This window comes from uncultured Anaerovibrio sp. (assembly GCA_902786545.1).
In the GTDB taxonomy this organism is placed as follows: domain Bacteria; phylum Bacillota; class Negativicutes; order Selenomonadales; family Selenomonadaceae; genus Anaerovibrio.
The window spans coordinates 1-22264 of sequence record CADACU010000029.1 but is presented as its reverse complement, the minus strand read 5'-3'; the positions used below and the strand labels follow the sequence as shown (position 1 = coordinate 22264).

Genomic DNA, 22264 nt, shown 5'->3' with positions numbered 1-22264 from the left:
GGTGCTACCGCCTGGGGCAACAATACGAAAGCAGGCAAGTGGACATATGCAGGTCACGATGTTTTTATTAAAAAAGAAGGAGATGGACGTTACCACATTGTAGATGAATACGGTAATTCGGGTAGTAATGGGTTACCTGGTCAATCTTTTGTAAGCTATGATGCAGCTTATGAGTATATATCATCGCAGGGAACGGTGAAGGGCGTCTATGCAACCGCCTGGGGTAACGGCACGAAAGCCGAAGGCGATTATTCCACGGCGTGGGGTAAAGATGCAATAGCGACTGGCAATTACGCCACAGCAATTGGTGCAGGTTCCGAGGCAAACGGGGAGAATTCGATTGCATTGGGCGGCGCAGTAGATGAAGATAACAGTGATGTGGTTGCAAGCAGCGTAGCAAACGGCAGATATTCAGTAGCCGTATTAGGTGGTACGACGGGTGAAGAGGCGACGAACTCTCTGGCGATCGGCCGCGGCGCACAGGCAACTCTGTCTGATTCAGTCGCTTTGGGCAGCGGGTCTGTTGCGGATCGGGCGAAGTATGATGTGACGGGCAATTCATATACAGCATATTTGGGGGATGAAACCGGCAATACGAAAACTGGTTCTGCATGGCGGGCTACGGCAAACGCCATTGCAATTGGCCATATTGACACCGATGACGATGCAAATTCAGTTACCCGCCAGATCACCGGTGTGGCAGCAGGCACATATGATACCGACGCCGTGAACGTGGCCCAGCTAAAGTCGGTAACAAAAGATATTACGGTGGAAACCGCTGGGAATTATATTGCCGCTGGCACCAATGTGGCAGGTAATCTGACGGCTTTGGATACTCAGGTAAAGGTGGGAATTATATTGCCGCTGGCACCAATGTGGCAGGTAATCTGACGGCTTTGGATACTCAGGTAAAGGCCAATGCAGAGGCTGTTGCCACAAAGGCTGAGGCTGCAGATATTACGGTGGGAACCGCTGGGAACTATATTGCCGCTGGCACCAATGTGGCAAGCAATCTGACAGCTTTGGACACTCAGGTAAAGGCCAATGCAGACGCTATACAGGCGGGGAATGAAGCCCTGACTACCAAGGGAATTGCCTTTAAAGGTGATACTGGTACCAGCGGTGCGGTGAAGCTGGATGGTGAATTGGCTGTAAAGGGGGATTCCAATATTGCCACCACCGCCAGTGCTGGTCAGTTGTCCCTTTCCCTCAATAAAGATGTGAACTTGGGAAGCACAGGCAGTATGACAGTGGGCAAGTCAGTTATAAATGACTCCGGCCTGGTTATTACGGATGGCACCCAGGTGACCAGTGTGACGGCCAGCGGCATTAACGCCGGCAGTAACCGGGTTACCAATGTGGCCAACGGAACTGATACCAATGATGCAGTAAACTATGGCCAGTTAATGACCGCTTATGCTCTTGGTAGTGGTCAACTTGTCGGTGTAGGGGACGGTCTTTCGGCCGCCAATGGAGAGTTTTCTGTAAATGCAGGCGAGGGCCTGACCTTTGGTGAAAATGGCCAGCTCCAGGTGAATGCCGGCGATGATTTGTCCGTTGATGCCGACGGTAAATTGCAGGTGAACAAGGGGGGCGAGGTAGCCTCCGGCAACACGGGGCTTGTAACTGGTGGAACAGTTTATACAGCCCTGGAGGGGGTAAAGAGCGCCACCAAGACGGCCCTGGCTGGCAAGGCGGACAAGGCCACCACCCTGAGTGGCTACGGCATCACCGATGCCTATACCAAGGCAGACACCGATACACTGCTGAACAAGAAGGCAGACCAGACGGCCCTGGATGCGGTCAAGGCTACCGCAGACAGCAACAAGGCTGCTCTGGAGTCGCTGGGGCTGAACAGCAGCGAAAGTACAAATGGAGAAGACACGGGCATCACGCTAGGTGTCAACACCACAAAGATTGCCGTGGGCAAGGGCAGCGTGGCCAGTGGCAATGAGGCCATTTCCATCGGTAACGCCGTAGGTGACCAAAAGAATATCGCTTCCGGCAGTGAGTCCATCGCCATCGGTTTTGGCAACCAGGTAACGGGCAATCACAGCGGTGCCTTTGGCGACCCGAACGAGGTATCGGGTAATGCCAGCTATGCCTTTGGTAATGACAACACGGTTTCCGCGGATAAAACCTTTGTGCTTGGCAACAATGTAACCGCCAGCGGAACCAATTCCGTAGTATTGGGTGATGGGTCCGATGGTTCGGAGAGCAATGTGGTCTCTGTCGGAGCCGATGGGAACGAGCGGCGCATTACCCACGTGGCAGCCGGGCAGAACGCCACTGATGCAGCCACGGTGGGACAGGTGAACTCGGTAGCTCAGAGCATCAACAACCTGGACAGCCGGATTAATAAGGTGGGAGCCGGAGCGGCAGCCCTGGCCGCCCTCCATCCAACGGATCAGGATGGCAAGTTTGGTGTGGGCGTGGGCTATGGTAATTATCATAGTGCCAATGCAGTGGCCATGGGGCTGTTCTATCGGCCGACGGATAACATGATGATGAGTCTGGGTGGTACCGTGGGCAACGGTGAAAACATGGTGAACGTAGGTCTGTCCATCGCTTTGGACAAGCCGGCACCGAACAGCAAGCAGGCTATGACGAAGAAAATCGCTGTTCAGGAGGCCCAATTGGCCCAGCAGGGTGAAAAGCTGGCGGCCCAGGATGCCGAACTGAAGGCCCAAAAGAAGGAAATAGAGGCCTTGAAGGAAGCCCTTCAACGCCTGGAGGCCAAAATCAGCGGTTAATACTAATCAATCAATGTGATTTACAAAATTAAAGGGGATGCTCCGTGAAGCTTTGCTTCATGGAGCATCCCTTTTTTGGATATATTTAATTGCAGAACCTATAACCGGCTCCCCATACGGTTTCAATATATATCGGCTTGGATGAGTCCGGTTCAATTTTTTCCCGCAGGCGATTTATATGGACCATAACAGTAGCGGTATCACCCATAGCATCCAGACCCCAAATCTGATCAAACAGCTTGTCCTTGCTAAAGACAATACCCGGATTTTCGGCCATAAACAACAGAAGTTCAAATTCTTTGTTGGTAAGGCTGATTTCCTTCCCCTTTCGGAATACCCGACGGGTTTCCGGCTGGATTTCCAGCTCACCGGTCTGAATAATTTTGATTTTATTGGCAGTATTCCCCCCGGTGAGACGCTCATAGCGGGCCAGATGGGCCTTGACTCTGGCTACCAGCTCACTGGGACTGAAGGGCTTTATTATATAATCATCTGCCCCCAGACCTAGGGCGCGGATTTTATCAATATCTTCATGCCGGGCTGATACCATAAGGATAGGTATTTCTTTTACTTTGCGTATTTCCCGGCACAATTGGAAGCCATCCATACCCGGTAGCATTACATCCAGTACCAGCAAATCAAAGCTGTCGTTTAAAGCCCGTTCCAGCCCTTGACGGCCATCAGCTTCTATTTCTACCTGAAATTCGTTGGCTTCAAGATAATCCCGTTCCAGCTCGGCAATACTGGAATCGTCTTCGATAATTAAAATCTGTTTCATATGCTACTCCTTTATTGGCAATAGTATTACAATTGTCAAACCACCGCCATTTGTTTCCTCAGCCCAGATTTTTCCCTTCATCCCAAGGATGATTTCCTTGGTGATGGCCAGACCCAGACCACTGCCTTTGGCCACATTGCTGCGGGCCGGATCGGTACGGTAAAAGCTGTGGAACAGCTTCGTTAAATCATCTTGGGGAACTCCCGGTCCGTCGTCGGCAAAGGAAATCCGATAGAAATCATTATCCCGGGCAAGAGTAATATCTATCTTTACTACTTTATCCACAGCATATTTTCGGCTGTTGCTCAGAAGGTTGTCAATTACCCGCTGAAATTGTAGCCGGTCCATGCATACATTGGCCGGATTATCGGCTGGCAGGTCGATGGACAGGTTCAGCAATATATCTTTTTCCTTTAATAATGGCTGTTGCTCATGGAAAAAATCGGTGAAATAATCCCGGAGGGAAACCTGTTCCAAATTGAAGGGCATTCGGCCCAGATCCAGCTTGGAGAACAAAAACAGGCTTTCCACCAATTTTTCCATGGTAGATGCCCCTTGTAAAATCATTTCTACATAATGACGCTGTTTTTCCGGGGTATTGGCTATTCCGTCCAGAATGCCGCTGGCATAGCCCTTCATGGCTGTAAGTGGAGTGGACAGGTCGTGGGAAATGCCGGCAATCAGTTCCTTGCGGTTTTCCTCATATTTTTCCTGTTGCTCTTTAGCTTCCTTTAGCTCCAACCGCATTTGCTCAAAATCACGGCAGGCTGCACCAAATTCATCCTGAGCCTGTATTTCAACCGGGGCGTCCAGATTGCCTTGGCGAATTTCCGCGGATGCCTTCCGCAGAGCGGTCAGTGGCTCTAAAATTTGGCGGGAAAGCAGGCGGGATAGGTACAACCCCAGCAGGATAACAAATAATATAGCTATTATGATAACTGCCAATAAGATGTTATTCCAATCTATACGGGGATTGGGAACCGGGGGAGCACCTCTGGTCAGAAACGGCGTTTTCCCATAGGAATAAATAATGGTTTGTTTATCATTGGATTGATAGCTGAACAGGAAAATATCATTGTCCCAAAGCATTATCGGGGCACCGTGGCTGCGTTCAATCACGGTGTTTTGTATGGCGGCGGCATCAGCTCCGGGGGAAACATACACAATATCGCCGTTATGGGTCACCACACTTTGAATGTTTTGTTGCTCCAAGGCGTGGAGGTCAGTTTCCATAGGCATTCCAGTCATATCATTGTTCATCATATGGCGTTTATGCCGGCCCATACCCCTACCATGGCTGTTTTGTGGCCAGTTGGCATTATTCTCGATTTTTACTTTTAGGGAGCTGATGGCAAATTGGATGGATGGGGCGGGACCCTTTTCTGGCCATACGGAATTTACCTTTTCCTGGTCTGAGCTGCCTAAAAAATGCATACCCAGCATAAAGCTGCTGCCGATTATTACCAGCATACAAATGGGGATAAACACCATCATAAAATTGGCGATAAACAATCGTTTTCGTACAGAAAAATCTCTTAATCGCATATGGGCTCCTTCCTTATCGGTAACTTCGCTACTATTATACCCTATAAATTTAACAAAATGCTAAACAGGAAAAATTTATATGTATGAAAAGTTTAAACACCAGTTTATAATTTGTTTAACTTTGCTATTTATACTACAGTCATAGCCAATGAGGCTGACGAAATGATGTAAAGAGAATTAAGGAGGAATACATTATGGAAAAGATTTTTACGGTATCTAATATGAAAAAAGTAGGGGCTTGTTTGTTGGTGGGAGCCATTGCTTTTGGCGGATTTAATTGGTTTCAGCACTATCAGATGAAGAGGGATTTCCAGCGGGTAGCAGAGGCCAGAACTAACCTGGTGGAGCAGGAGGCTGCCAAAAATGATGTGACTCTTATTGACAAAGCCCAAATAAAATCCATTGCGGCTGATGCTATGGGGATAGATGAAACGGCTATTAGTTGGGATAACATTTCCCTTTCCAACGGTCCGGAGGGGATGTTTATGGCGATGGACGGTCATCCGGGGATGCCGGGACATAGGGGAATGATGCCGAGAACATTATGTGGTCCGGATAACAGCTATGATTGTCCAGGCGGACAAGGCGATCACTGGGGTCGGGGTGGTCACTGGGACAATGATGACCACTGGGGCCGGGGCGAAGGCTGCTACGGTGGACCAAGAGGTGGTCGTCATTATCAGGGAGGTCAGAGAAGATATCATACGCAGTTTTCGGGGGATGATGTAGCTGAGGCTACTGCCAATACTGATGTGCAGCAAGATAATAATAAGGAAAATCCCTTTCAGTTTCACCCGGTATACAATGTAATATGTGAGGCCAACGATGTGCGCTATTTCCTGCACATTGATGCGGTGAACGGCCATGTGTTCAAGTGCAATGTAGGCAGAAAATAAAAGAGTGAAGTTTTTTGTATACTCCCTTGTGAAGGATGGTAAAAATATCCTGGCAGGGGAGTTTTTATATTGGCAAATCAGCTTTGTTTATGGTTTAATATTGTGGGGTGAGAGAATGAACAAGTTAGTGGAAAATGGAAAGATTATTTATAACAAACCCTTATCGGATGATGTTAATGCCTTGTGTCTGGCGGTGCCACAGGTGGTGGCTTTGGCCCAACCGGGGCAGTTTGTGATGATAAAAAATGAGCAGGGAAGTACCTATTTGCGTCGGCCTTTTGGTGTGGCTGATGTGAATAAGGAAACTGGCCAGTTAGTGTTGATTTACCGCAAGGCCGGTAAGGGAACCCAAGAATTATCCCAGCTGGATTCCGGAGCTGTTATCAGTGTAGAAGGACCATTGGGGAAGGGGTTTTCCTTTAAAAATGAGGGCCGTACTCTGCTGATCGGTGGTGGTGTGGGCATTGCCCCGATTATCTATACCGCCCGGCATCTGGGGGCGGAAATGACCGGGCCAAAGCCGGTTATTTTGTTGGGGGTCCGCAATCACAAGGAGCTTTTTTGGAGTGATTTTGTGGAAGAATTTTCTGAAAAGCTGGTCTATACGACAGATGACGGCTCTTATGGTCGCAAGGGCTTTGCCATTGATGCTGTTCCGGATATCTTGAATAAATATCCTGATATTAGGCATATTAAGGTGTGTGGCCCTACCATTATGATGAAGGGGATTGCCGAATTGGCCATAAAACAAGGCATCGAGTGTGAGGTTTCCTTGGAAAAACGGATGGCCTGCGGTATTGGTGTTTGCCTGGGCTGTACCTTTGCCGGAAAGAGCGGCAAGCGGTGGAAGGTCTGCGCTGATGGGCCGGTATTTGATGCAGTGGAGGTATTTGGCTGATGAATATGGAACGCTTGGCAACGAATTTTGCCGGAATAAAGATGGCAACCCCGGTGATGGGCGCCTCCGGTACCTTTGGTTTTGGCATTGAATACAGTGATTTTTTGGACCTTGATAAAGTGGGTGCCATTATTTCCAAAGGGATCACTCCTTTGCCGCGGGCTGGTAATGAAGGGGTCCGGATTGCGGAAACCCCGGCGGGAATGCTGAATTGCATCGGGCTGGAAAATCCGGGTATCGATGTTTTTTTGCGGGATATTCTTCCCAAAGTTAAGAAGGATGCCCCGAATACGGCGTTTATTGCCAATTTTTCCGGCAGTTCAGTGGAGGATTACGGTATAATGGCGGAAAAGCTGGATGTGGATGGGGTTGATGGTGTCGAGGTGAATATTTCCTGTCCCAATGTGAAGGAAGGCGGTATTGTGTTCGGTACAGACCCGAAGGCGGCTGCGGCTGTTACCCAGGCGGTAAAGGCTCATACTAAAAAGCCGGTTATTGTGAAGCTTTCCCCCAATGTGACGGATATTACAGAAATGGCCAAGGCTGTGGAAGCAGCAGGGGCCGATGCATTGGCGCTTATCAATACCCTTACGGGAATGGTGATTGATATTAACAGCTGGAAGCCGTTATTGGGCAATGTGACCGGTGGCCTGTCCGGCCCGGCAGTAAAGCCGGTGGCTGTGCGGATGGTTTATCAGGTGGCCAATGCAGTGAATATACCTATTATGGGACTGGGGGGCATTGCCACTGCCGAGGATGCCATTGAATTCCTATTGGCTGGCGCATCTACGGTGGCAGTTGGTGCCGAAAACTTCATTCATCCGGATGCGGTAGTGCGGATTGCTGAGGGACTTGACGCATATTTGGACAAGCGTGGCCTCAACCATATTTCTGAGCTGGTGGGCCAGGTGAAAATCGGGTAAAAAATCGGTCTCGAATAATACATGAAAAAACAAAACCCTGTCATGGATTGGTTCTATGACAGGGTTTACTGTTATATGAAATATTTTTTATTTGCTGATGGCCTTAAAGGCAGCCGCCTGAGCGGTCATACCCCGCTCAGAAGCAAGGCGTTCAATAGATGACGCACCGAAGAAACCATCAATTTCCGGAACATGCTGGATAACATAAGCGGCATCCTCCGGATCGGCTATTGGACCACCGTGGCATATAACCATAATATCAGGGCGGACTTCCCGGCTAGCCTTGATGATGGCCCGGATTTTTTCACAGCAGTCATCGAGAGTTACGGCCGTTTCTGCACCGATAGAGCCTTTGGTGGTAAGCCCCATATGGGCTACGAGAATATCAGCACCAGCCTCAGCCATTGCCTTGGCCTGTTCAGGATCAAATACATATGGACAGGTAAGCATATCCAGCTTGTGAGCTTCGCGAATCATATCTACTTCCAGACAGTACCCCATGCCGGTTTCTTCCAGATTAGCCCGGAATTTTCCGTCAATAAGCCCTACTGTTGGGAAGTTTTGAACACCATTAAAGCCTTGTTCCTTCAACTGCTTTAAAAAGATTTCCATAACCCGGAACGGGTCAGTACCGCATACACCAGCCAGAACCGGTGTCTTTTTTACGATTGGCAGAACCTCTTGTCCCATTTCGGTTACAATGGCATTGGCATCGCCATAGGACAGCAGCCCGGAAAGTGAACCGCGCCCCGCCATACGGAATCGGCCAGAGTTGTAGATAATCAGCATATCAACATCAGCTTTTTCACTGCATTTGGCGGTAATACCTGTACCAGCTCCAACACCAACTAATATTTTACCCTGCTTAACCTGGTTGCGAAAATCTTCAATAATTTCAGCTCTGGTTTTTTTCAACATATTTTTATCCTCCCGTAATATCTATGCTCAACAAATCATCATTTCTGTGCTTCTATCAACTGAATCAGGCGCTTGGCAGCAGCCTCCGCGAACGCCTGATCATTGATGTTGTTGTCCAGTTCAAGGATGTCGACCTTATCGTTTTGAATATTCTTTTTCAGTGTGTCGAATAAAGCTGTTCGCTCGGCAACCCCCTCAAATGGTTGCTTGTCGGCATCAATCATGGACACACCCTGCTTCGGCAGAATGACCGTCATTGGTGTTTTGGCGTCATTCCACTTTTCCGCCAGCTTTGTCCCAATTTGAACATTTTCTTCAACGGTTGTCCGCATAAGGGTTACCGTTGGATTGTGTTTGTACAGATTTCGGTTGGAAAATTCTGATGGTACGGTTTCCATCGGACCAAAGTTAACCATATCACAGGCACCAACGGACACTACCTGAGGGATTTTTGACGGATGGCTGCACCGCACCGGTACGGTCCCGCTGACAGTACACCGCCAACTACTTCATCACACCATTCGGTGGTGGTTAAGTCCAAAACACCGGCAAAGAAGCCGGCATCAATAAGGGCATCCATGGTTTTTCCACCGGTTCCGGTGGCGTGGAATACCAGTACCTCATAGCCGTTCTTTTCCAGATACTCCTTGGCACAGTTGACACAAGGTGTAGTAACGCCAAACATGGATGCAGCAATCAGTGGCTTTTCTTCCGTGGTTTCTTCCGCCAATTTTTCCCGTCCAGTCAGCATACCGGCCACGGCCAGTACGGCGTTACTGAAAATCAACTTGGAAATCTTGTTTAAACCTGCTACATCTACAATGGAAGGCATCATTACGATATCACTTGTCCCTACATACTGGGATACATTACCGGAGGCCATGGTGGATACCATCACCTTCGGGACACCGATAGGCAGTTCCCGCATGGCTGGAGTCACCATGGATGTGCCGCCGCTGCCACCAAAGGAAATGATGGCATCGAACTTGCCTTCCTTATAGAGCTTCGGTATTAAAATCTGCATGCCTTTGGACAGTGCCTCAGTGGCCATTGCCCGATCTTTTTTCGCTACGATTTGTTTAATGTCGTATCCTGCGGCTGAGGCGATTTCTTCATTGGAAACATCAACATCAAAAGGTGATGCGAAAACACCCATGTGAATCATAAAGGGACGAATGCCAAGCTCTTCCACGAGCCCTTTGACATAGAGAAATTCGTTTCCTTTAGTGTCAAAAGTACCTGCAATCGCTAAGGTTTTCATTATCACGCCTTCTTTCTCTACGCAATATTGATAACTTTGAACCGGTTCTTTTTTCTGATTAAATTGTAATAAAATCAATAGTGGGAGTAAATGTGTTTATGTTTGTTTTAGTTGTGTATTTTTAACCTAAATGACAGAATAGTTTGAAAAATAGCTGTGCTTATATAAGTATTTCGTATATAAACACAGCTATTATTTGTTTTAGTGATTATTGTACATTGCTTGATAATCCTTCGGCGAAAGACCGACATGTTTTTTAAACATCTTGGAAAACTGGATATAATCGCCATAGCCAACCTTGCAAGCCGATTCTTTGCAGGAAATCAACCTGTTCTTCAATAACTCCTTGGCTTTTCCCATACGATAATCCAATAAATAATTGGTAAAGCTGACACCAATTTCCTTTTTGAAACGACTGCTGAGGTAAGTGGGGGACATATGGGCAATCAGGGCAATATCACCCAGTTGTATAGGCTCCATATAATGTGCTTCAATGTATTGGCGGATGGAATCCACCACATTTCCCTTGCCCCGGTTCCGGTCTATAAGTTGATGAACAGGATTGTCGGAGGATGGCTCACTATGGTGTTTAAAGGCTTTTACTGTTTCCAGTACCGAAGTTTCGATAGGAATCCGGTCAAAGGTGGAGCCGCCAATATACCCTTGGCAATCGGTGTTTTTGTATAGATAGTGCATATCAGACAGGGTGGTGGCAGGACCGGCATAAATCATCCGAATTGCATCCGGATTTTTTTGCTTACAGACAGCGAAAATATCGTTCATAAGATTTTTCGCTTCCCCAAGGGATATGAACTTTTTGGCGCCAAGCAAGCCACCCTTGGTCAGGCCCAGGTGGATACAGATAACATCGGCGCCGGCATTTAACATCTTTTCCGCTTCTTCCCGGTTGGTAACAAAAGCCATTGTGAGCAGCCCAATGTGATTTGCCAGTCGTATGGTGGCGATTTCCCGGTTGTAGGTATTGCCCTCCTGCTCCAAAGCAATGCGGAAATTTCCGTCAATAAGGGATACTGTCGGGAAGTTTACAATGCCCGAGAATCCATTGGTCTTGATTTGGTTCAGATAATCATACATCTGAATAGTGGGATCAGTGGCCATTATGCCGAACAACAGAGGGATTCGATTGCGGACGACGGGAAAAATTTCCCTGGTACCCATTTCCATAACCTGTTCGTTGTTGTTACCGTAGCAAAAATAACTGGCAAAGGAGCTGCGTCCCATAATCCGATATTTCCCGGCGGAAAGAACCATCAAAAAATCAGCCCCACCTAAAGTAGCCAGTTTGGCGGTCATACCGGAACCAACGGAAGCACCAATGATATGACCATTCACATGCAGCTGGGCCCGAAGCTGCCGGATTACCTGCTCCTTTTCCATGCCAATCCCCCTCATTAGTTAAAATACCCTGTTTTTATCCCCATTTATATTTTCTTATACAAACAATATAAGTGCAATGGTAAAATATTTTAATGTTTGAATAATATCAGTGGAATGTTTTGGCTTTAGCGGGAAAGAAAAATTGAACACTGGCGTAATAATTATCTCTTGAATTTCATATTGGCATAATATAAAATAGATTGGTATGTTTTTAGTATTTGATAGTTGGAGGAATATACTTTGTCACAGTTGACTGATGAAATAAAGAGACGGCGCACTTTTGCCATAATTTCCCATCCGGATGCCGGTAAGACTACTCTTACCGAGAAACTGCTGTTATACGGTGGGGCCATTCATCTGGCCGGTTCGGTAAAATCCCGCAAGACAGCACATCATGCAGTGTCTGACTGGATGGAAATCGAAAAGCAGCGCGGTATTTCTGTTACATCATCTGTATTACAGTTCAATTATGGTGATTATTGCATAAATATTTTGGATACCCCGGGGCATCAGGACTTTTCCGAGGATACTTATCGTACCCTTATGGCAGTGGACAGTGCCGTTATGATTATTGATGTGGCCAAGGGCGTGGAGGCCCAGACCAAGAAGCTCTTCAAGGTCTGCAAGCAGCGCGGTATTCCAATTTTTACCTTTGTTAATAAGCTGGACCGGTTCGGCAAGGCTCCGATTGATTTGATGGATGAGCTGGAAAATGTTCTGGGCATCCGCTCCTATCCAATGAACTGGCCTATCGGGACTGATGGCAAGTATTTTGGCGTGTATGACCGGCAGAAAAAGCAGATTGAGCTGTTTGAGGATGATACATCCCATGGGCAGAATACCCGGGCTTCAGTGACCGGTTCCCTTGATGACCCGGAATTTGCGGAAATGCTGGGAGCAGAGGCCCATCAGACTTTGATGGATGATATTGAGCTGCTGGATATGGCCGGTGAGGATTTTGATTTGGACAAAGTGGCCAGAGGGGAGCTGACGCCGATGTTCTTCGGCTCGGCTATGACGAACTTTGGTGTGCAGAATTTTCTGGAGGAGTACCTGAAGTTGGCGCCGGAACCTCAAGCCAGAAAATCTTCAGCAGGACTGATCAAGCCAGAGGATGAAAAATTCTCTGCCTTTGTCTTTAAAATTCAGGCTAATATGAACCCGGCCCATCGGGACCGACTGGCCTTTATCCGAATTTGTTCCGGCAAGTTCCAGCGGGGAATGAGTGTGTATCATAACCGCAGCGGCAAGCCAATCAAGCTGGCTCAGCCACAGCAGTTCATGGCCCAGGACCGCCAGATTGTGGAAGAGGCTTATCCAGGCGATATTGTTGGGTTGTTTGATCCGGGGATTTTTGGTATTGGCGATACCCTGTGTGACAGTTCCAGCAAGTTTGATTACGAAGAATTTCCGGTTTTCCCACCGGAGAAATTTGCCCGGGTTCAGGCCAAGGATACCATGAAACGCAAGCAGTTTGTTAAAGGCGTTGAGCAGCTGACCCAGGAGGGGGCTATCCAGCTGTTCCAGCAGGCCGGTGCCGGTACCGAGTCCTTTATTGTGGGAACGGTGGGTACGCTGCAGTTTGAGGTGCTGGAATATCGGTTGAAGAATGAATATGGCGTGGATATTATTATGAATATGCAGCCATTTGAAGTAGCTCGGTGGATGACCTATAACGATGGCCGGGAGGTAACGCCAGCCAGCCTGCGGGGGGCTGACCGGGGGATGTTCGTGTATGACCGCCGGGAAAATCCGGTGCTGTTGGTGAACAATGAATGGGCCTTGGGCTGGATTACAGATAACAACCCGGATCTGGAGCTTCATACGGTACCGGTGGACCGGAAGGAAGTTTAAGCGTGTTTGAGTGAAGTGCCGTTGAGTGGCACTGGAACAGGAAGGTAATAAGTGGCAAATTTTTATATTGATTATGAAAATGTTCATAATGAAGGCCTCAAGGGGATTGAACAATTAACCCCAACTGATACCATCTACTTATTTTACAGTGATAAGGCGGATACCCTGAAAATTGATGTCGTGCAGAAAATTATGCAGACTCAGGGGGTTATAAAATTTATGAAAATCGAAAACGGCGTGGAAAATGCCTTGGATTTTCAGTTGATTACCGCCCTTATTTGCGATTATTCAGAGGACAATAATTATTATATTATCAGTCGGGACAAGGGATATGATGCGGCTATAGCCATGGCCCAAAAGCGGGACCGTAAGACGATTTTCCGTTGCAAGGATATCAATATGGCGTTGAAGCACCAAAATAATGAGGCGATTGATGAAAGTGATTTGGATGTTATTACAGAAATAGGTTCAGATGAGACGGTTGCTGAGGTAGAGCCTAAGGAAGCTGCGCTAAATCCGGAGCCGGTGGTGGAACCTGCTGAAGCGGTGGATGAACCAACAGAGCTCCCGGATAATATCTCCGGGGATGAGCAGGCCAAGCGGGCCTATCAGTCCATTTGTACCAAAATCCTTAATACCATCAAGATAAATCACAAGATTTTGATTAACTACCGTCAGGCCGAAAATATTTATAAGGCGCTGCAGGAATCCACCACCAAGATGGAATTCTACCATATGCTGAATAAGATAATGGGCCGTAAGGATGGCAGTGAGCTTTACAAGAAAATCAAGACCATATATAAGGTGCTGCGGGGGATTTACAAAGCCTCAGTAGCTGCCACTGAAATGGCCGGAAATGGTTCAAAGGATACCCAGCCGGTGGCTGAGGTGCGGGAAATCAACCTGGAAGGGGTTGATTGTGAGCGGACCATGATTGAAATCGTTATGGATGCCCTTTCCGAGGATGCCCTTTCCGGGGAGGATGTGGAAGCAGAGGCCGCTGCTATTGTGGCCGCAGTAAAATTGGAGGCCAGTGCGCAGGCAGGAAAGTCAGATGGTGCTCTGGTAGAAAAGTCGACCAGTACTCCGGCCAGGAAAAAATCTTCCGGCAGAGGCGCTAGAAAAAGTCAGCCGGACAAGGATTCAAAAGAAGCAAAGGAAAATAACCAGTCGGAGGAGCGTGCCAAGCGTTCAAGAACGACCCGACCAAGGACCCGCGGTACCAATTATCAGCATCGGACCAAACGGCCAGCCAGACGAACGACTGATAGTACCTCAAATAATCCGAAAAATGCTGACAATAAATAGGTTTCTCAAAACAAGGTCAAATTGACCTTGTTTTTTTATGTTTATGGCAGGAAATATGGCTATTGCCTAGAATATTAACAATGAGTAACTGGCTAATAATATTATGCCATAAGGTTGGACTTACAAGGTTTTATGTAAAGAATTGAGTTAATCATAGAAAAAATAATGGTTGTAATATAGGGTTTGTGGTTCGAATATTGGGTTTGGCAGTAAAACATAAAGTTAAGGGCTTTTCTCGTTGAAATAAGTATTTGTTTCTGTTATAATGGCCCCGTTGCGTATTTATTTGGAACATATCCGTATATTAGGTTTGAAAGATGTGATGGTTTTGCTAGAGGACAGGCACCACATTGCCTTTCAAGCCAGTGAAAGTGTTAATGTGTAGGGGCTGGATATTCACTTAGGTGGATAGCTAGTCTTTTTGTGTTTAATTAAAAATTTTTAGGAGGTTGTATTGAGGTGTTGTTTAATAACATTAAAGTGGCAAGCAAGTTGTTGTTGATAGTAGCAGTATCGGCAGTGGCTATGCTGATTATCAGCTTTTCCGGTTACCGGGCCTTGGATAATGCTGATAAGGGAATGCAAAGCATGTACCAGCGTGAGATGCAAGGGGTACAGCATTTGGGTACGGCTATAGAATTTAGCCGGGTTATGATGGTTAAGACTCTACAGATTATTACGGCTCACGATGTTACGGCAGAACGCATGAGCAGCTGGAAAAAGCAACAAAAGGAAGGCGTTGATAAAGTAGAACAGGCCTTAGCTGAGTATAAAGAAGCTGTAAAGGGCACTCCGGCCGACGATACAGCAGAGATAGACAAGCAGTGGGCTAACTACAAGCAGATTATGGGACAGGCGGTTGATTTGGCCTCTCAGGGTAAAAATGCTGAAGCACAGGCATTGTATGAGGCATCTGGCGCGGCAGCAACCCGTGGCCTTCGTGATGCTTTGCATGGGGCTCAGGATGTGGTAAATGCCCAGGCTGAGGCTGCGGCACAGAATAACAGTGAGGCTAATAGCAGTGCTGCTATGATGATTATCATTATTACTGTTGTTGCAGTAACTGTACAGGCCATTTTCAGCGTATTTACAGCCAAAAATATTACCAGTGCCCTTTCAGTAATGGTTCATATCTGTGAAAAGCTACGGGATGGAGATTTCCGTGGTACAGCAGCTACTTTGGAGCGAGGTGACGAATTTGGCCATCTGTCCAAGGTTCTTTCGGAAATGCAGTACAAGATGGCAACCTATATGAAAGGCATTTATAAAGCCATTCAGGATATTAACGATTCGTCAGGCAACCTTAAAGAGGCCTCTATGCAGTCAGCTCAGGCTTCGGTTCAGTCGGCGGAAGCAGTGGGAGATGCCGCTCATCTGGTTATGTCACAGGAGAATATGCTGAAGGAAAGCCAGGCACTCCTTAATAAGGTTAATGATTCCATACAGTCAATGCGTAGCCATGCCAAGGAGGTTTCCAACAACTCCATGATTGCGGCAGATGAAGCCGAACAGGGCAATAAGGCTTTGGCTGATTCTGTTCGCGAAATTCGTGATGTAGAAGAAACGGTTAGTAGCACCGCGGAAATGGTTACCAGGCTTGGGAGCAGGTCGGAGGAAATTGGTGCTATCGTTGATACTATTTCCCAGATAGCCAGCCAGACCAACCTTTTGGCATTGAATGCCGCTATCGAGGCGGCCCGGGCTGGTGAGCAGGGGCGTGGCTTTTCAGTTGTTGCTGAAGAAGTCCGTAAGTTGGCTGAACAGTCCGAGGAAGCAGCTCATAAGATTGCTGAGCTCATCAATGCTATGCAGAAGGATACTTCTGATGCAGTTACTTCTATGAAGCAAGGGTGTGATGCCGTGGTAAACGGTGCCAAGTCTGTGGAAGATTTGCAGGCAGTGTTTGAACGGATTCATTCGCTGGTCCAGGCAGGTGCCGAAAAGACCAAGGTGATGGATGAAGCCATTGTTCAGGTCAATGAGGATGCACAGAATATTTCCCAGTCTGTTATTGAGATTAACTCCAAGGGGCGGGAAGTTTCCTCCCATATGGAATCTGTTTCGGCGGCTACAGAAGAGCAGTCGGCCTCCTCTGAGGAAATTGCCTCTGCCAGTGAATCTTTGTCCACCATGGCTACAGAACAGAAACAAGCTCTTAGTCAGTTTAGATTCTGATAGATTTGGTATAACAAGTATAAAAAGAATTGGAGAGATGTAAATGAATTCACGAATGAAGAAGAGAACGGCAGCACTCCTTTCAGCGTCTATGCTTCTTATGGGGAGCTGTGGTACAGCTTTGGCGGCGGATGATGATTCGGTTGTGTTGACCAGAGCCGAATACCAGACTTTGATGGATAGAATATCCAAGCTGGAAAGCCGTCTGGACCAAACCGAGAAAAATCAGCAGGCCTCTGAGACCAAGGTGGAGAAGCTGGAAAAAACCACCTCTGATGCTGAGGCAAAGGCTAAAAAGGACAAGGCTATGGACTGGAAGTTCTCCGGTGATATCCGGGCCAGAGCTATAGTTGAGCGTGGTACCAATGGTGCCAACTATACCTATCGAGTACGGTTGAAGGGTGAAAAGCCTATTACGGAAGATTTGAAGTTTGTGTTCCGTGATGTTATGATGAACGAAAATCCGACTGGTGTCACCGGCAGCTCCTATGTGTCAAATAATGGTGTTATGAAGCAGTCTTCCAGCAAGGAGTCCTTCAACAAATTTGATAATGCTTACTTTATGATTTCCAACATTGGTGGCAAGAAAGAGAATACGGTTAAGATTGGCCGGTTTGGCCATAGCTTTGGTACTACCGGCTATTGGTCAGGTGAGTGGACTTATGGTATGTATGATGGTGTTGAGTTTGCTACTAAATCCGGCAAGCTGAAGTGGGGCTTCGGTTTCGGTGACTGGGGGGCTGCCAATGAACCTACCGGTGACAGCTTTAATGTAGCAACCGGCGAGGTGAAACCGGGCACTGATACCCTGGGCACTACTGGTTCCAAGATTGAGCGCAACTATTTTGCCAAGCTTAATTATGCCCCTACCAAGAATGACAACATCAATGTATGGCATCTGCGGGAGACCGGTGGCGACAGCAGCCCGCGGGATTACAATCTCCTTGGTGTTGGGTTTACCCACAACTTTGACAAGGTTTGGTCCCTGTCAGCTGATTTCTCCAGAAACTCCGGCAAGGATGATAGCCTGCGTCACGATGGTAAGGTGGCAGTTCTGTCCTGGAACAAGGCCACTTACAGCAAGCCACACAGCTACGGTGCTAAGTTCTACTACATCAATGTTGATAGCGTCAATGTTGGTAAGGCGGGTACCAGTGTGCTGATTCCGCGCAACGATAACACTGGTTGGGGTATCAGCTTCCACTATACTATCGCCCGTAACCTGATGTTTGATATCTTCGGTGAGTTTAAGATGAAGAAAAAGAGTACCGGTGCGGATCTTGGCAACTACTATCGGGCTCAGCTCAGTGCACAGTTCTAAGCGGAAAAATATTTATTCAAGGAAACAAGGCCAATTTTGGCCTTGTTTTTTTGTGGAAAAGAAGGATTATATCGGGGGGATGGGGAATTTTCCTGCTTGAGGAGTTTTGAGAATATTGTAGGAGGGTGAAGTATGACGATAAAAAAAGTCGGATTTATTGGCACTGGTGTAATGGGCAGCAGTATGGCCCGACACCTGTACAAGGCAGGCTTTGAGGTGACGGTTTATAACCGGACCAAGGCCAAAGCGCAGCCTTTGCTGGATGAAGGTATGAAATGGAGCGATTCGCCGGCGGAGATGGCTAGGTCTGTGGATGCAATTATTTCCATTGTTGGTTATCCAAAGGATGTGGAAGAGACTTATCTGGGGGAGCAGGGAGTCCTGTCCACAATGCAGTCAGGGTTAATTATTGATATGACTACATCCAGTCCGAAAGTGGCCAAGAAAATCTATGAAGCTGCCAAGGCTAAAGGCATAAGCTCCTTGGATGCGCCTGTGTCCGGGGGTGACTTGGGGGCCAAAAATGCTACGCTGGCCATTATGGTAGGTGGTGATGAGACGGCCTTCGATGAAGCTAAACCGTTATTTGAGGCTATGGGGAAGACTATCAATTATTTTGGTCCGGCCGGTTCCGGGCAATATACCAAAATGGCCAATCAGATTGCCATTGCCGCCGGTATGCTGGGGGTGGCCGAATCACTGGTTTATGCCAAAAAAATGGGCCTTGATCCTCAGAAGGTGCTGGAGACAATCGAGACAGGGGCGGCTGGTTCCTGGTCATTATCCAATTTAGGACGACGCATGATAAAGGGAGATTATGCGCCGGGCTTTTATATTAAGCACTTTATCAAGGATATGCGCATTGCCATTGAATCAGCTGAGGAAGCCGGCCTAGAACTGCCAGGGCTATTAAAAACCAAGGAGCTGTACGATATATTGTCGGCCAAGGGAATGGATGATAATGGCACCCAGGCCATATTCAAATGGTATTTGAAACAGTAAAATGGGACTTGCTCAGTGGGAGCTTTAAAATCCAACTGAATGCAGCAGAATAATTCTTGGATTGTTCCCACCTACGAGGCGGGAGCCTTAGCACCCGCCAGCGCAGTGTAAAAAGTGGGAGATATAGCCTGTTTTTCACGGAAGATAAAGGCTAAATTGGACAAACCGTCCTGTCTATGCTATTATACTAGCAGTGTACATCAAAGAGAGGAGAAATGACACATATGACAAAAGCAGAATTAGTTGCAAAAATTGCTGAAAAGGCAGAATTGACTCAGAAGAATGCAGGTGCTGCATTGAAGGCTACCTTGGATTCCATCCAGGAAGCACTGGTTGCTGGCGACTCTGTACAGATGATTGGCTTTGGTACCTTTAAGGTAAGTGAGCGTTCCGCTCGCACTGGCCGTAACCCTCAGACTGGTGAGGAGATTAAAATCCCAGCAGCTAAGGTTCCTGCTTTCAAGGCTGGTAAGGCTCTGAAGGATGCTGTAAACAAATAATTATTTTGTGATGCACTATTGGCTCCCGGCTTGTCCGGGGGCTTTTTTCATGCAAAAAAACCTCTGTAATCAGGTATTTCACCTGATTACAGAGGTTTTTGCCAGCTGGAGTATATAAACTAATAAGCTGTTTTAGTGGGCTGTGGCGAGGATAGTGTAGAGAACCAGCTGTAGGGAAGCTACAAATTTCGCCACGGAAGAAATGGTGTTGATAAAATCCATATCCCGGTCCGACATTCTGATAAATCGTTTCAGTACATCATCCTTGATGTTAGGTGCCTGAATAGCGGCAGAAATCTTGATGGTTTGCCTGAGAGACATAATTTGCTCCACAATAAACACCAACACAAAAGCGATAAATAGCAGTATCCGAAGATAAAAATGGCTTTCAGCGGTGTAGGCGTAAGTATATGTCAGATAAAAACCGATAAGATCTAAAATCAGCATCGCAGCATACAGGAAAAACATGGCCTTGGCAACGCCGGATGGCGAAACCATATGACACATTTCCAGTAGTTCACGGCGAATTTCGTCCCGATCTTCCTCCCGGTTTTTCTTTAAAAGTACATGATATAGCGTATAGCTGTTTATTAAAATCCAGATAAGTGCAAAAAGATATATGACTTCCATGTCTATCCTCCTTTATTTTATACATCACTTGTATTATAACAGTTTTATTTGGAAAATAATAGTTGGTGATGTGGTAAAAAGGCTTGACTTTTTAAATGATATAGCATACCATAAATTCGTAAACTGAATATGAACTCATCAAGAGCAGTGGAGGGACTGGCCCTGTGAAGCTGCGGCAACCATTGATTGTATATCAAAACGGTGCTAATTCCTGATGGCGTTATGCCATAAGATGAGAGCCTTTGTAAACTCTCTCTGGGCAGAGGGTTTTTTTATTAGGAATATACGGATTGCTTCTCTGGCGGAGTATCCGTTATGGATGAGGTAAATTCAGACAATTGTTTTACTATATTGCTTTATTACAAGGAGGCGTTTTAATGGGTAAGCGTTTATTGTTTACTTCCGAATCTGTTACTGAGGGACATCCTGACAAGATTGCTGACCAAATTTCTGACAGCATTCTCGATGCTATTCTGGCCCAGGACCCATATGGCCGGGTAGCCTGTGAAACATTGGTAACTACCGGTCAGGCTCATATAGCCGGCGAAATTTCCACTGAATGTTATGTTGATATTTCCAAGATTGTTCGGGAAACTGTTCGGAGAATTGGTTATACCCGGGCTAAGTATGGTTTTGATGCTGATACCTGTGGTATTCTTATTTCTCTGGATGAGCAGTCTCCGGATATTGCTCAGGGCGTAGATAAGGCTTTGGAAGCCCGTGAGGGTGATATGAGCGAAGAGGAGGCAACTGGTGCCGGGGATCAGGGGATGATGTTTGGCTATGCCTGCAATGAGACCCCTGAGTTTATGCCAACCCCTATTGCTTTGGCTCATCGTCTGTCCCGTCGTCTGACTGAGGTGCGCAAGAACGGTACATTGCCATATCTCCGTCCGGATGGCAAGACCCAGGTTACTGTGGCTTATGAAAACGGCAAGCCGGTAGCCATTGATACCATTGTAATCTCCACTCAGCATGATGAGAAGGTTACCTTGGAGCAAATCCGTAAGGATTTGATTGAGCATGTAGTTAAGCCGGTTATTCCGGCTGAGTTGCTTAGCGACGAAACCAAGTATTTCATTAACCCGACCGGCAAGTTCGTTATTGGTGGCCCACAGGGTGACTGCGGTCTCACTGGTCGAAAGATTATTGTTGATACTTATGGCGGTATGGCCCGTCATGGTGGTGGTGCTTTCTCCGGTAAGGATCCAACAAAGGTGGACCGTTCCGGTGCCTATGCTGCCCGCTATGTGGCCAAGAATATTGTTGCAGCTGGTTTGGCTGATAAAGCAGAGGTTCAGCTGGCTTACGCCATTGGTGTAGCGCTGCCTGTATCCATTATGGTTGATACCTTTGGTACTGGCAAGGTTGATGACCGCACACTGGAGGAATTGGTTCGGAAGAACTTTGATCTGCGTCCGGCTGGCATTATCAAGATGCTGGATTTACGGCGGCCAATTTACGCCCAGACAGCAGCTTATGGTCATTTCGGCCGCACTGATGTTGATCTCCCGTGGGAGCATACGGATAAGGCTGATGCATTGAAGGCTCAGGCTGGTATCTGATACAACAAAAAGTAAATTTTACATAAAGCCTGTTCTTTCCAGTGTTGAAAGAACAGGCTTTTTATGGTATGATATTGCAGTTAGAGTGTGTATAGTTTAATTGAAAGTGAGGCGAGAATTTGCCAGCTATTACCTATGAACTTATAAAACAGGATGAAGCAACCGGTGCCAGAGCGGGTATAATTCATACTCCCCACGGAAGCTTCCCTACGCCTATTTTTATGCCGGTGGGGACTCAGGCCTCGGTAAAGGCGGTTTCGCCGGAGGAATTGAAGGAGTTGGGCGCAGGGATTATCCTCAGCAATACATATCATTTGTTTTTGCGGCCGGGCTCTGAGCTGGTCAGACAGGCTGGTGGCCTTCATAAATTTATGAATTGGGACGGAGCTATTCTTACCGATAGTGGTGGCTTCCAGGTGTTCAGTCTGGGAGATTTGCGGAAAATTACCGAAGAAGGGGTGACTTTCCGTTCCCATATAGATGGTTCCAAGAAATTCCTGTCACCGGAGGTTTCCATGAAGGTGCAGATGGACTTGGGG

At 47.1% G+C, this 22264-nt stretch carries 18 protein-coding genes, 1 pseudogene and 1 riboswitch; of the genes and pseudogenes, 13 read left to right on the top strand and 6 right to left on the bottom strand.

What is annotated here, in order from left to right; translation table 11 throughout:
- Positions 1 to 195: 195 nt before the first annotated feature.
- Together QZV24_RS06920 and QZV24_RS06915 are read left to right on the top strand one after the other, a co-directional pair.
- Positions 196 to 891 (top strand): hypothetical protein, encoded by a 696-nt coding sequence (locus QZV24_RS06920; protein WP_294522034.1) that lies wholly within the window; start codon positions 196 to 198, stop codon positions 889 to 891.
- Complete coding sequence (locus QZV24_RS06915) at positions 876 to 2753, top strand: YadA-like family protein (protein WP_294522032.1); 1878 nt, start codon at positions 876 to 878, stop codon at positions 2751 to 2753. Before QZV24_RS06920 ends, QZV24_RS06915 begins: the two co-directional genes overlap by 16 nt.
- A gap of 85 nt (positions 2754 to 2838) precedes the next feature.
- On the opposite strand, the gene QZV24_RS06910 is transcribed toward QZV24_RS06915, so the two are convergent.
- Both QZV24_RS06910 and QZV24_RS06905 read right to left on the bottom strand, forming a co-directional pair.
- Positions 2839 to 3531 (bottom strand): response regulator transcription factor, encoded by a 693-nt coding sequence (locus QZV24_RS06910; protein ID WP_294522030.1) that lies wholly within the window; start codon positions 3529 to 3531, stop codon positions 2839 to 2841.
- A 3-nt stretch (positions 3532 to 3534) separates the two neighbouring features.
- A complete protein-coding gene (locus QZV24_RS06905; RefSeq protein WP_294522027.1) occupies positions 3535 to 5076 on the bottom strand; it encodes a cell wall metabolism sensor histidine kinase WalK in 1542 nt (513 codons plus the stop codon).
- A 194-nt stretch (positions 5077 to 5270) separates the two neighbouring features.
- On the opposite strand from QZV24_RS06905, the gene QZV24_RS06900 reads away from it, so the two are divergent.
- From QZV24_RS06900 to QZV24_RS06890, 3 genes are all read left to right on the top strand, one after another.
- Positions 5271 to 5972, top strand: a complete 702-nt coding sequence (locus tag QZV24_RS06900; protein WP_294522024.1) for a hypothetical protein — start codon at positions 5271 to 5273, stop codon at positions 5970 to 5972.
- Positions 5973 to 6087: 115 nt separating this feature from the next.
- Positions 6088 to 6870, top strand: coding sequence for a dihydroorotate dehydrogenase electron transfer subunit (locus QZV24_RS06895; protein ID WP_294522021.1), 783 nt, complete (start codon positions 6088 to 6090; stop codon positions 6868 to 6870).
- Positions 6870 to 7793 (top strand): dihydroorotate dehydrogenase, encoded by a 924-nt coding sequence (locus QZV24_RS06890; protein ID WP_294522019.1) that lies wholly within the window; start codon positions 6870 to 6872, stop codon positions 7791 to 7793. Before QZV24_RS06895 ends, QZV24_RS06890 begins: the two co-directional genes overlap by 1 nt.
- Before the next feature lie 87 nt (positions 7794 to 7880).
- Here QZV24_RS06890 and QZV24_RS06885 read toward each other — a convergent pair whose 3' ends face one another.
- The 3 genes and pseudogenes from QZV24_RS06885 to QZV24_RS06875 all read right to left on the bottom strand — a co-directional run bounded on the left by QZV24_RS06885 (position 7881) and on the right by QZV24_RS06875 (position 11370).
- The gene (locus QZV24_RS06885; RefSeq protein WP_294522014.1) at positions 7881 to 8711 is read right to left on the bottom strand and encodes a phosphoenolpyruvate hydrolase family protein; all 831 of its coding nucleotides are present in this window, start codon (positions 8709 to 8711) and stop codon (positions 7881 to 7883) included.
- A 38-nt stretch (positions 8712 to 8749) separates the two neighbouring features.
- A pseudogene (locus tag QZV24_RS06880) lies at positions 8750 to 9972 on the bottom strand (Tm-1-like ATP-binding domain-containing protein).
- 201 nt (positions 9973 to 10173) lie between these two features.
- Positions 10174 to 11370 carry a phosphoenolpyruvate hydrolase family protein gene (locus tag QZV24_RS06875; protein WP_294522011.1) on the bottom strand — a complete coding sequence of 399 codons (1197 nt, stop codon included), beginning with the start codon at positions 11368 to 11370 and terminating at the stop codon, positions 10174 to 10176.
- Between the two features lie 240 nt (positions 11371 to 11610).
- On the opposite strand from QZV24_RS06875, the gene QZV24_RS06870 reads away from it, so the two are divergent.
- The 6 genes from QZV24_RS06870 (at position 11611) to QZV24_RS06845 (ending at position 19530) form a co-directional block, all read left to right on the top strand.
- Positions 11611 to 13224: a peptide chain release factor 3 gene (locus QZV24_RS06870; protein WP_294522009.1), complete on the top strand. Its 1614-nt coding sequence runs from the start codon at positions 11611 to 11613 to the stop codon at positions 13222 to 13224.
- A gap of 51 nt (positions 13225 to 13275) precedes the next feature.
- Positions 13276 to 14532, top strand: a complete 1257-nt coding sequence (locus tag QZV24_RS06865; protein ID WP_294522003.1) for a PIN domain-containing protein — start codon at positions 13276 to 13278, stop codon at positions 14530 to 14532.
- A gap of 459 nt (positions 14533 to 14991) precedes the next feature.
- Positions 14992 to 16707: a methyl-accepting chemotaxis protein gene (locus QZV24_RS06860; RefSeq protein ID WP_294521999.1), complete on the top strand. Its 1716-nt coding sequence runs from the start codon at positions 14992 to 14994 to the stop codon at positions 16705 to 16707.
- A gap of 43 nt (positions 16708 to 16750) precedes the next feature.
- Positions 16751 to 18028: a hypothetical protein gene (locus QZV24_RS06855; RefSeq protein WP_294521996.1), complete on the top strand. Its 1278-nt coding sequence runs from the start codon at positions 16751 to 16753 to the stop codon at positions 18026 to 18028.
- A gap of 132 nt (positions 18029 to 18160) precedes the next feature.
- Positions 18161 to 19030: an NAD(P)-dependent oxidoreductase gene (locus tag QZV24_RS06850; RefSeq protein WP_294521994.1), complete on the top strand. Its 870-nt coding sequence runs from the start codon at positions 18161 to 18163 to the stop codon at positions 19028 to 19030.
- 224 nt (positions 19031 to 19254) lie between these two features.
- Positions 19255 to 19530 (top strand): HU family DNA-binding protein, encoded by a 276-nt coding sequence (locus QZV24_RS06845; RefSeq protein WP_294521991.1) that lies wholly within the window; start codon positions 19255 to 19257, stop codon positions 19528 to 19530.
- Positions 19531 to 19662: 132 nt separating this feature from the next.
- Here QZV24_RS06845 and QZV24_RS06840 read toward each other — a convergent pair whose 3' ends face one another.
- Complete coding sequence (locus QZV24_RS06840) at positions 19663 to 20160, bottom strand: hypothetical protein (RefSeq protein ID WP_290656825.1); 498 nt, start codon at positions 20158 to 20160, stop codon at positions 19663 to 19665.
- A gap of 132 nt (positions 20161 to 20292) precedes the next feature.
- Positions 20293 to 20399: riboswitch (SAM riboswitch) on the top strand.
- Positions 20400 to 20537: 138 nt separating this feature from the next.
- On the opposite strand from QZV24_RS06840, the gene metK reads away from it, so the two are divergent.
- Together metK and QZV24_RS06830 are read left to right on the top strand one after the other, a co-directional pair.
- Positions 20538 to 21725, top strand: a complete 1188-nt coding sequence (metK, locus tag QZV24_RS06835) for a methionine adenosyltransferase (RefSeq protein WP_294521986.1) — start codon at positions 20538 to 20540, stop codon at positions 21723 to 21725.
- A gap of 119 nt (positions 21726 to 21844) precedes the next feature.
- The coding region (locus QZV24_RS06830) for a tRNA guanosine(34) transglycosylase Tgt (protein ID WP_294521984.1) at positions 21845 to 22264 on the top strand (420 nt) is incomplete at its 3' end.

Excerpts from the sequence above, each read along its gene's own strand:
- QZV24_RS06910 (WP_294522030.1), bottom strand. The coding sequence starts at position 3,531 with ATGAAACAGATTTTAATTATCGAAGACGATTCCAGTATTGCCGAGCTG.
- QZV24_RS06905 (WP_294522027.1), bottom strand. The coding sequence starts at position 5,076 with ATGCGATTAAGAGATTTTTCTGTACGAAAACGATTGTTTATCGCCAAT.
- QZV24_RS06900 (WP_294522024.1), top strand. The coding sequence starts at position 5,271 with ATGGAAAAGATTTTTACGGTATCTAATATGAAAAAAGTAGGGGCTTGT.
- QZV24_RS06895 (WP_294522021.1), top strand. The coding sequence starts at position 6,088 with ATGAACAAGTTAGTGGAAAATGGAAAGATTATTTATAACAAACCCTTA.
- QZV24_RS06890 (WP_294522019.1), top strand. The coding sequence starts at position 6,870 with ATGAATATGGAACGCTTGGCAACGAATTTTGCCGGAATAAAGATGGCA.
- QZV24_RS06885 (WP_294522014.1), bottom strand. The coding sequence starts at position 8,711 with ATGTTGAAAAAAACCAGAGCTGAAATTATTGAAGATTTTCGCAACCAG.
- QZV24_RS06875 (WP_294522011.1), bottom strand. The coding sequence starts at position 11,370 with ATGGAAAAGGAGCAGGTAATCCGGCAGCTTCGGGCCCAGCTGCATGTG.
- QZV24_RS06855 (WP_294521996.1), top strand. The coding sequence starts at position 16,751 with ATGAATTCACGAATGAAGAAGAGAACGGCAGCACTCCTTTCAGCGTCT.
- QZV24_RS06850 (WP_294521994.1), top strand. The coding sequence starts at position 18,161 with ATGACGATAAAAAAAGTCGGATTTATTGGCACTGGTGTAATGGGCAGC.
- QZV24_RS06845 (WP_294521991.1), top strand. The coding sequence starts at position 19,255 with ATGACAAAAGCAGAATTAGTTGCAAAAATTGCTGAAAAGGCAGAATTG.
- QZV24_RS06840 (WP_290656825.1), bottom strand. The coding sequence starts at position 20,160 with ATGGAAGTCATATATCTTTTTGCACTTATCTGGATTTTAATAAACAGC.
- metK (WP_294521986.1), top strand. The coding sequence starts at position 20,538 with ATGGGTAAGCGTTTATTGTTTACTTCCGAATCTGTTACTGAGGGACAT.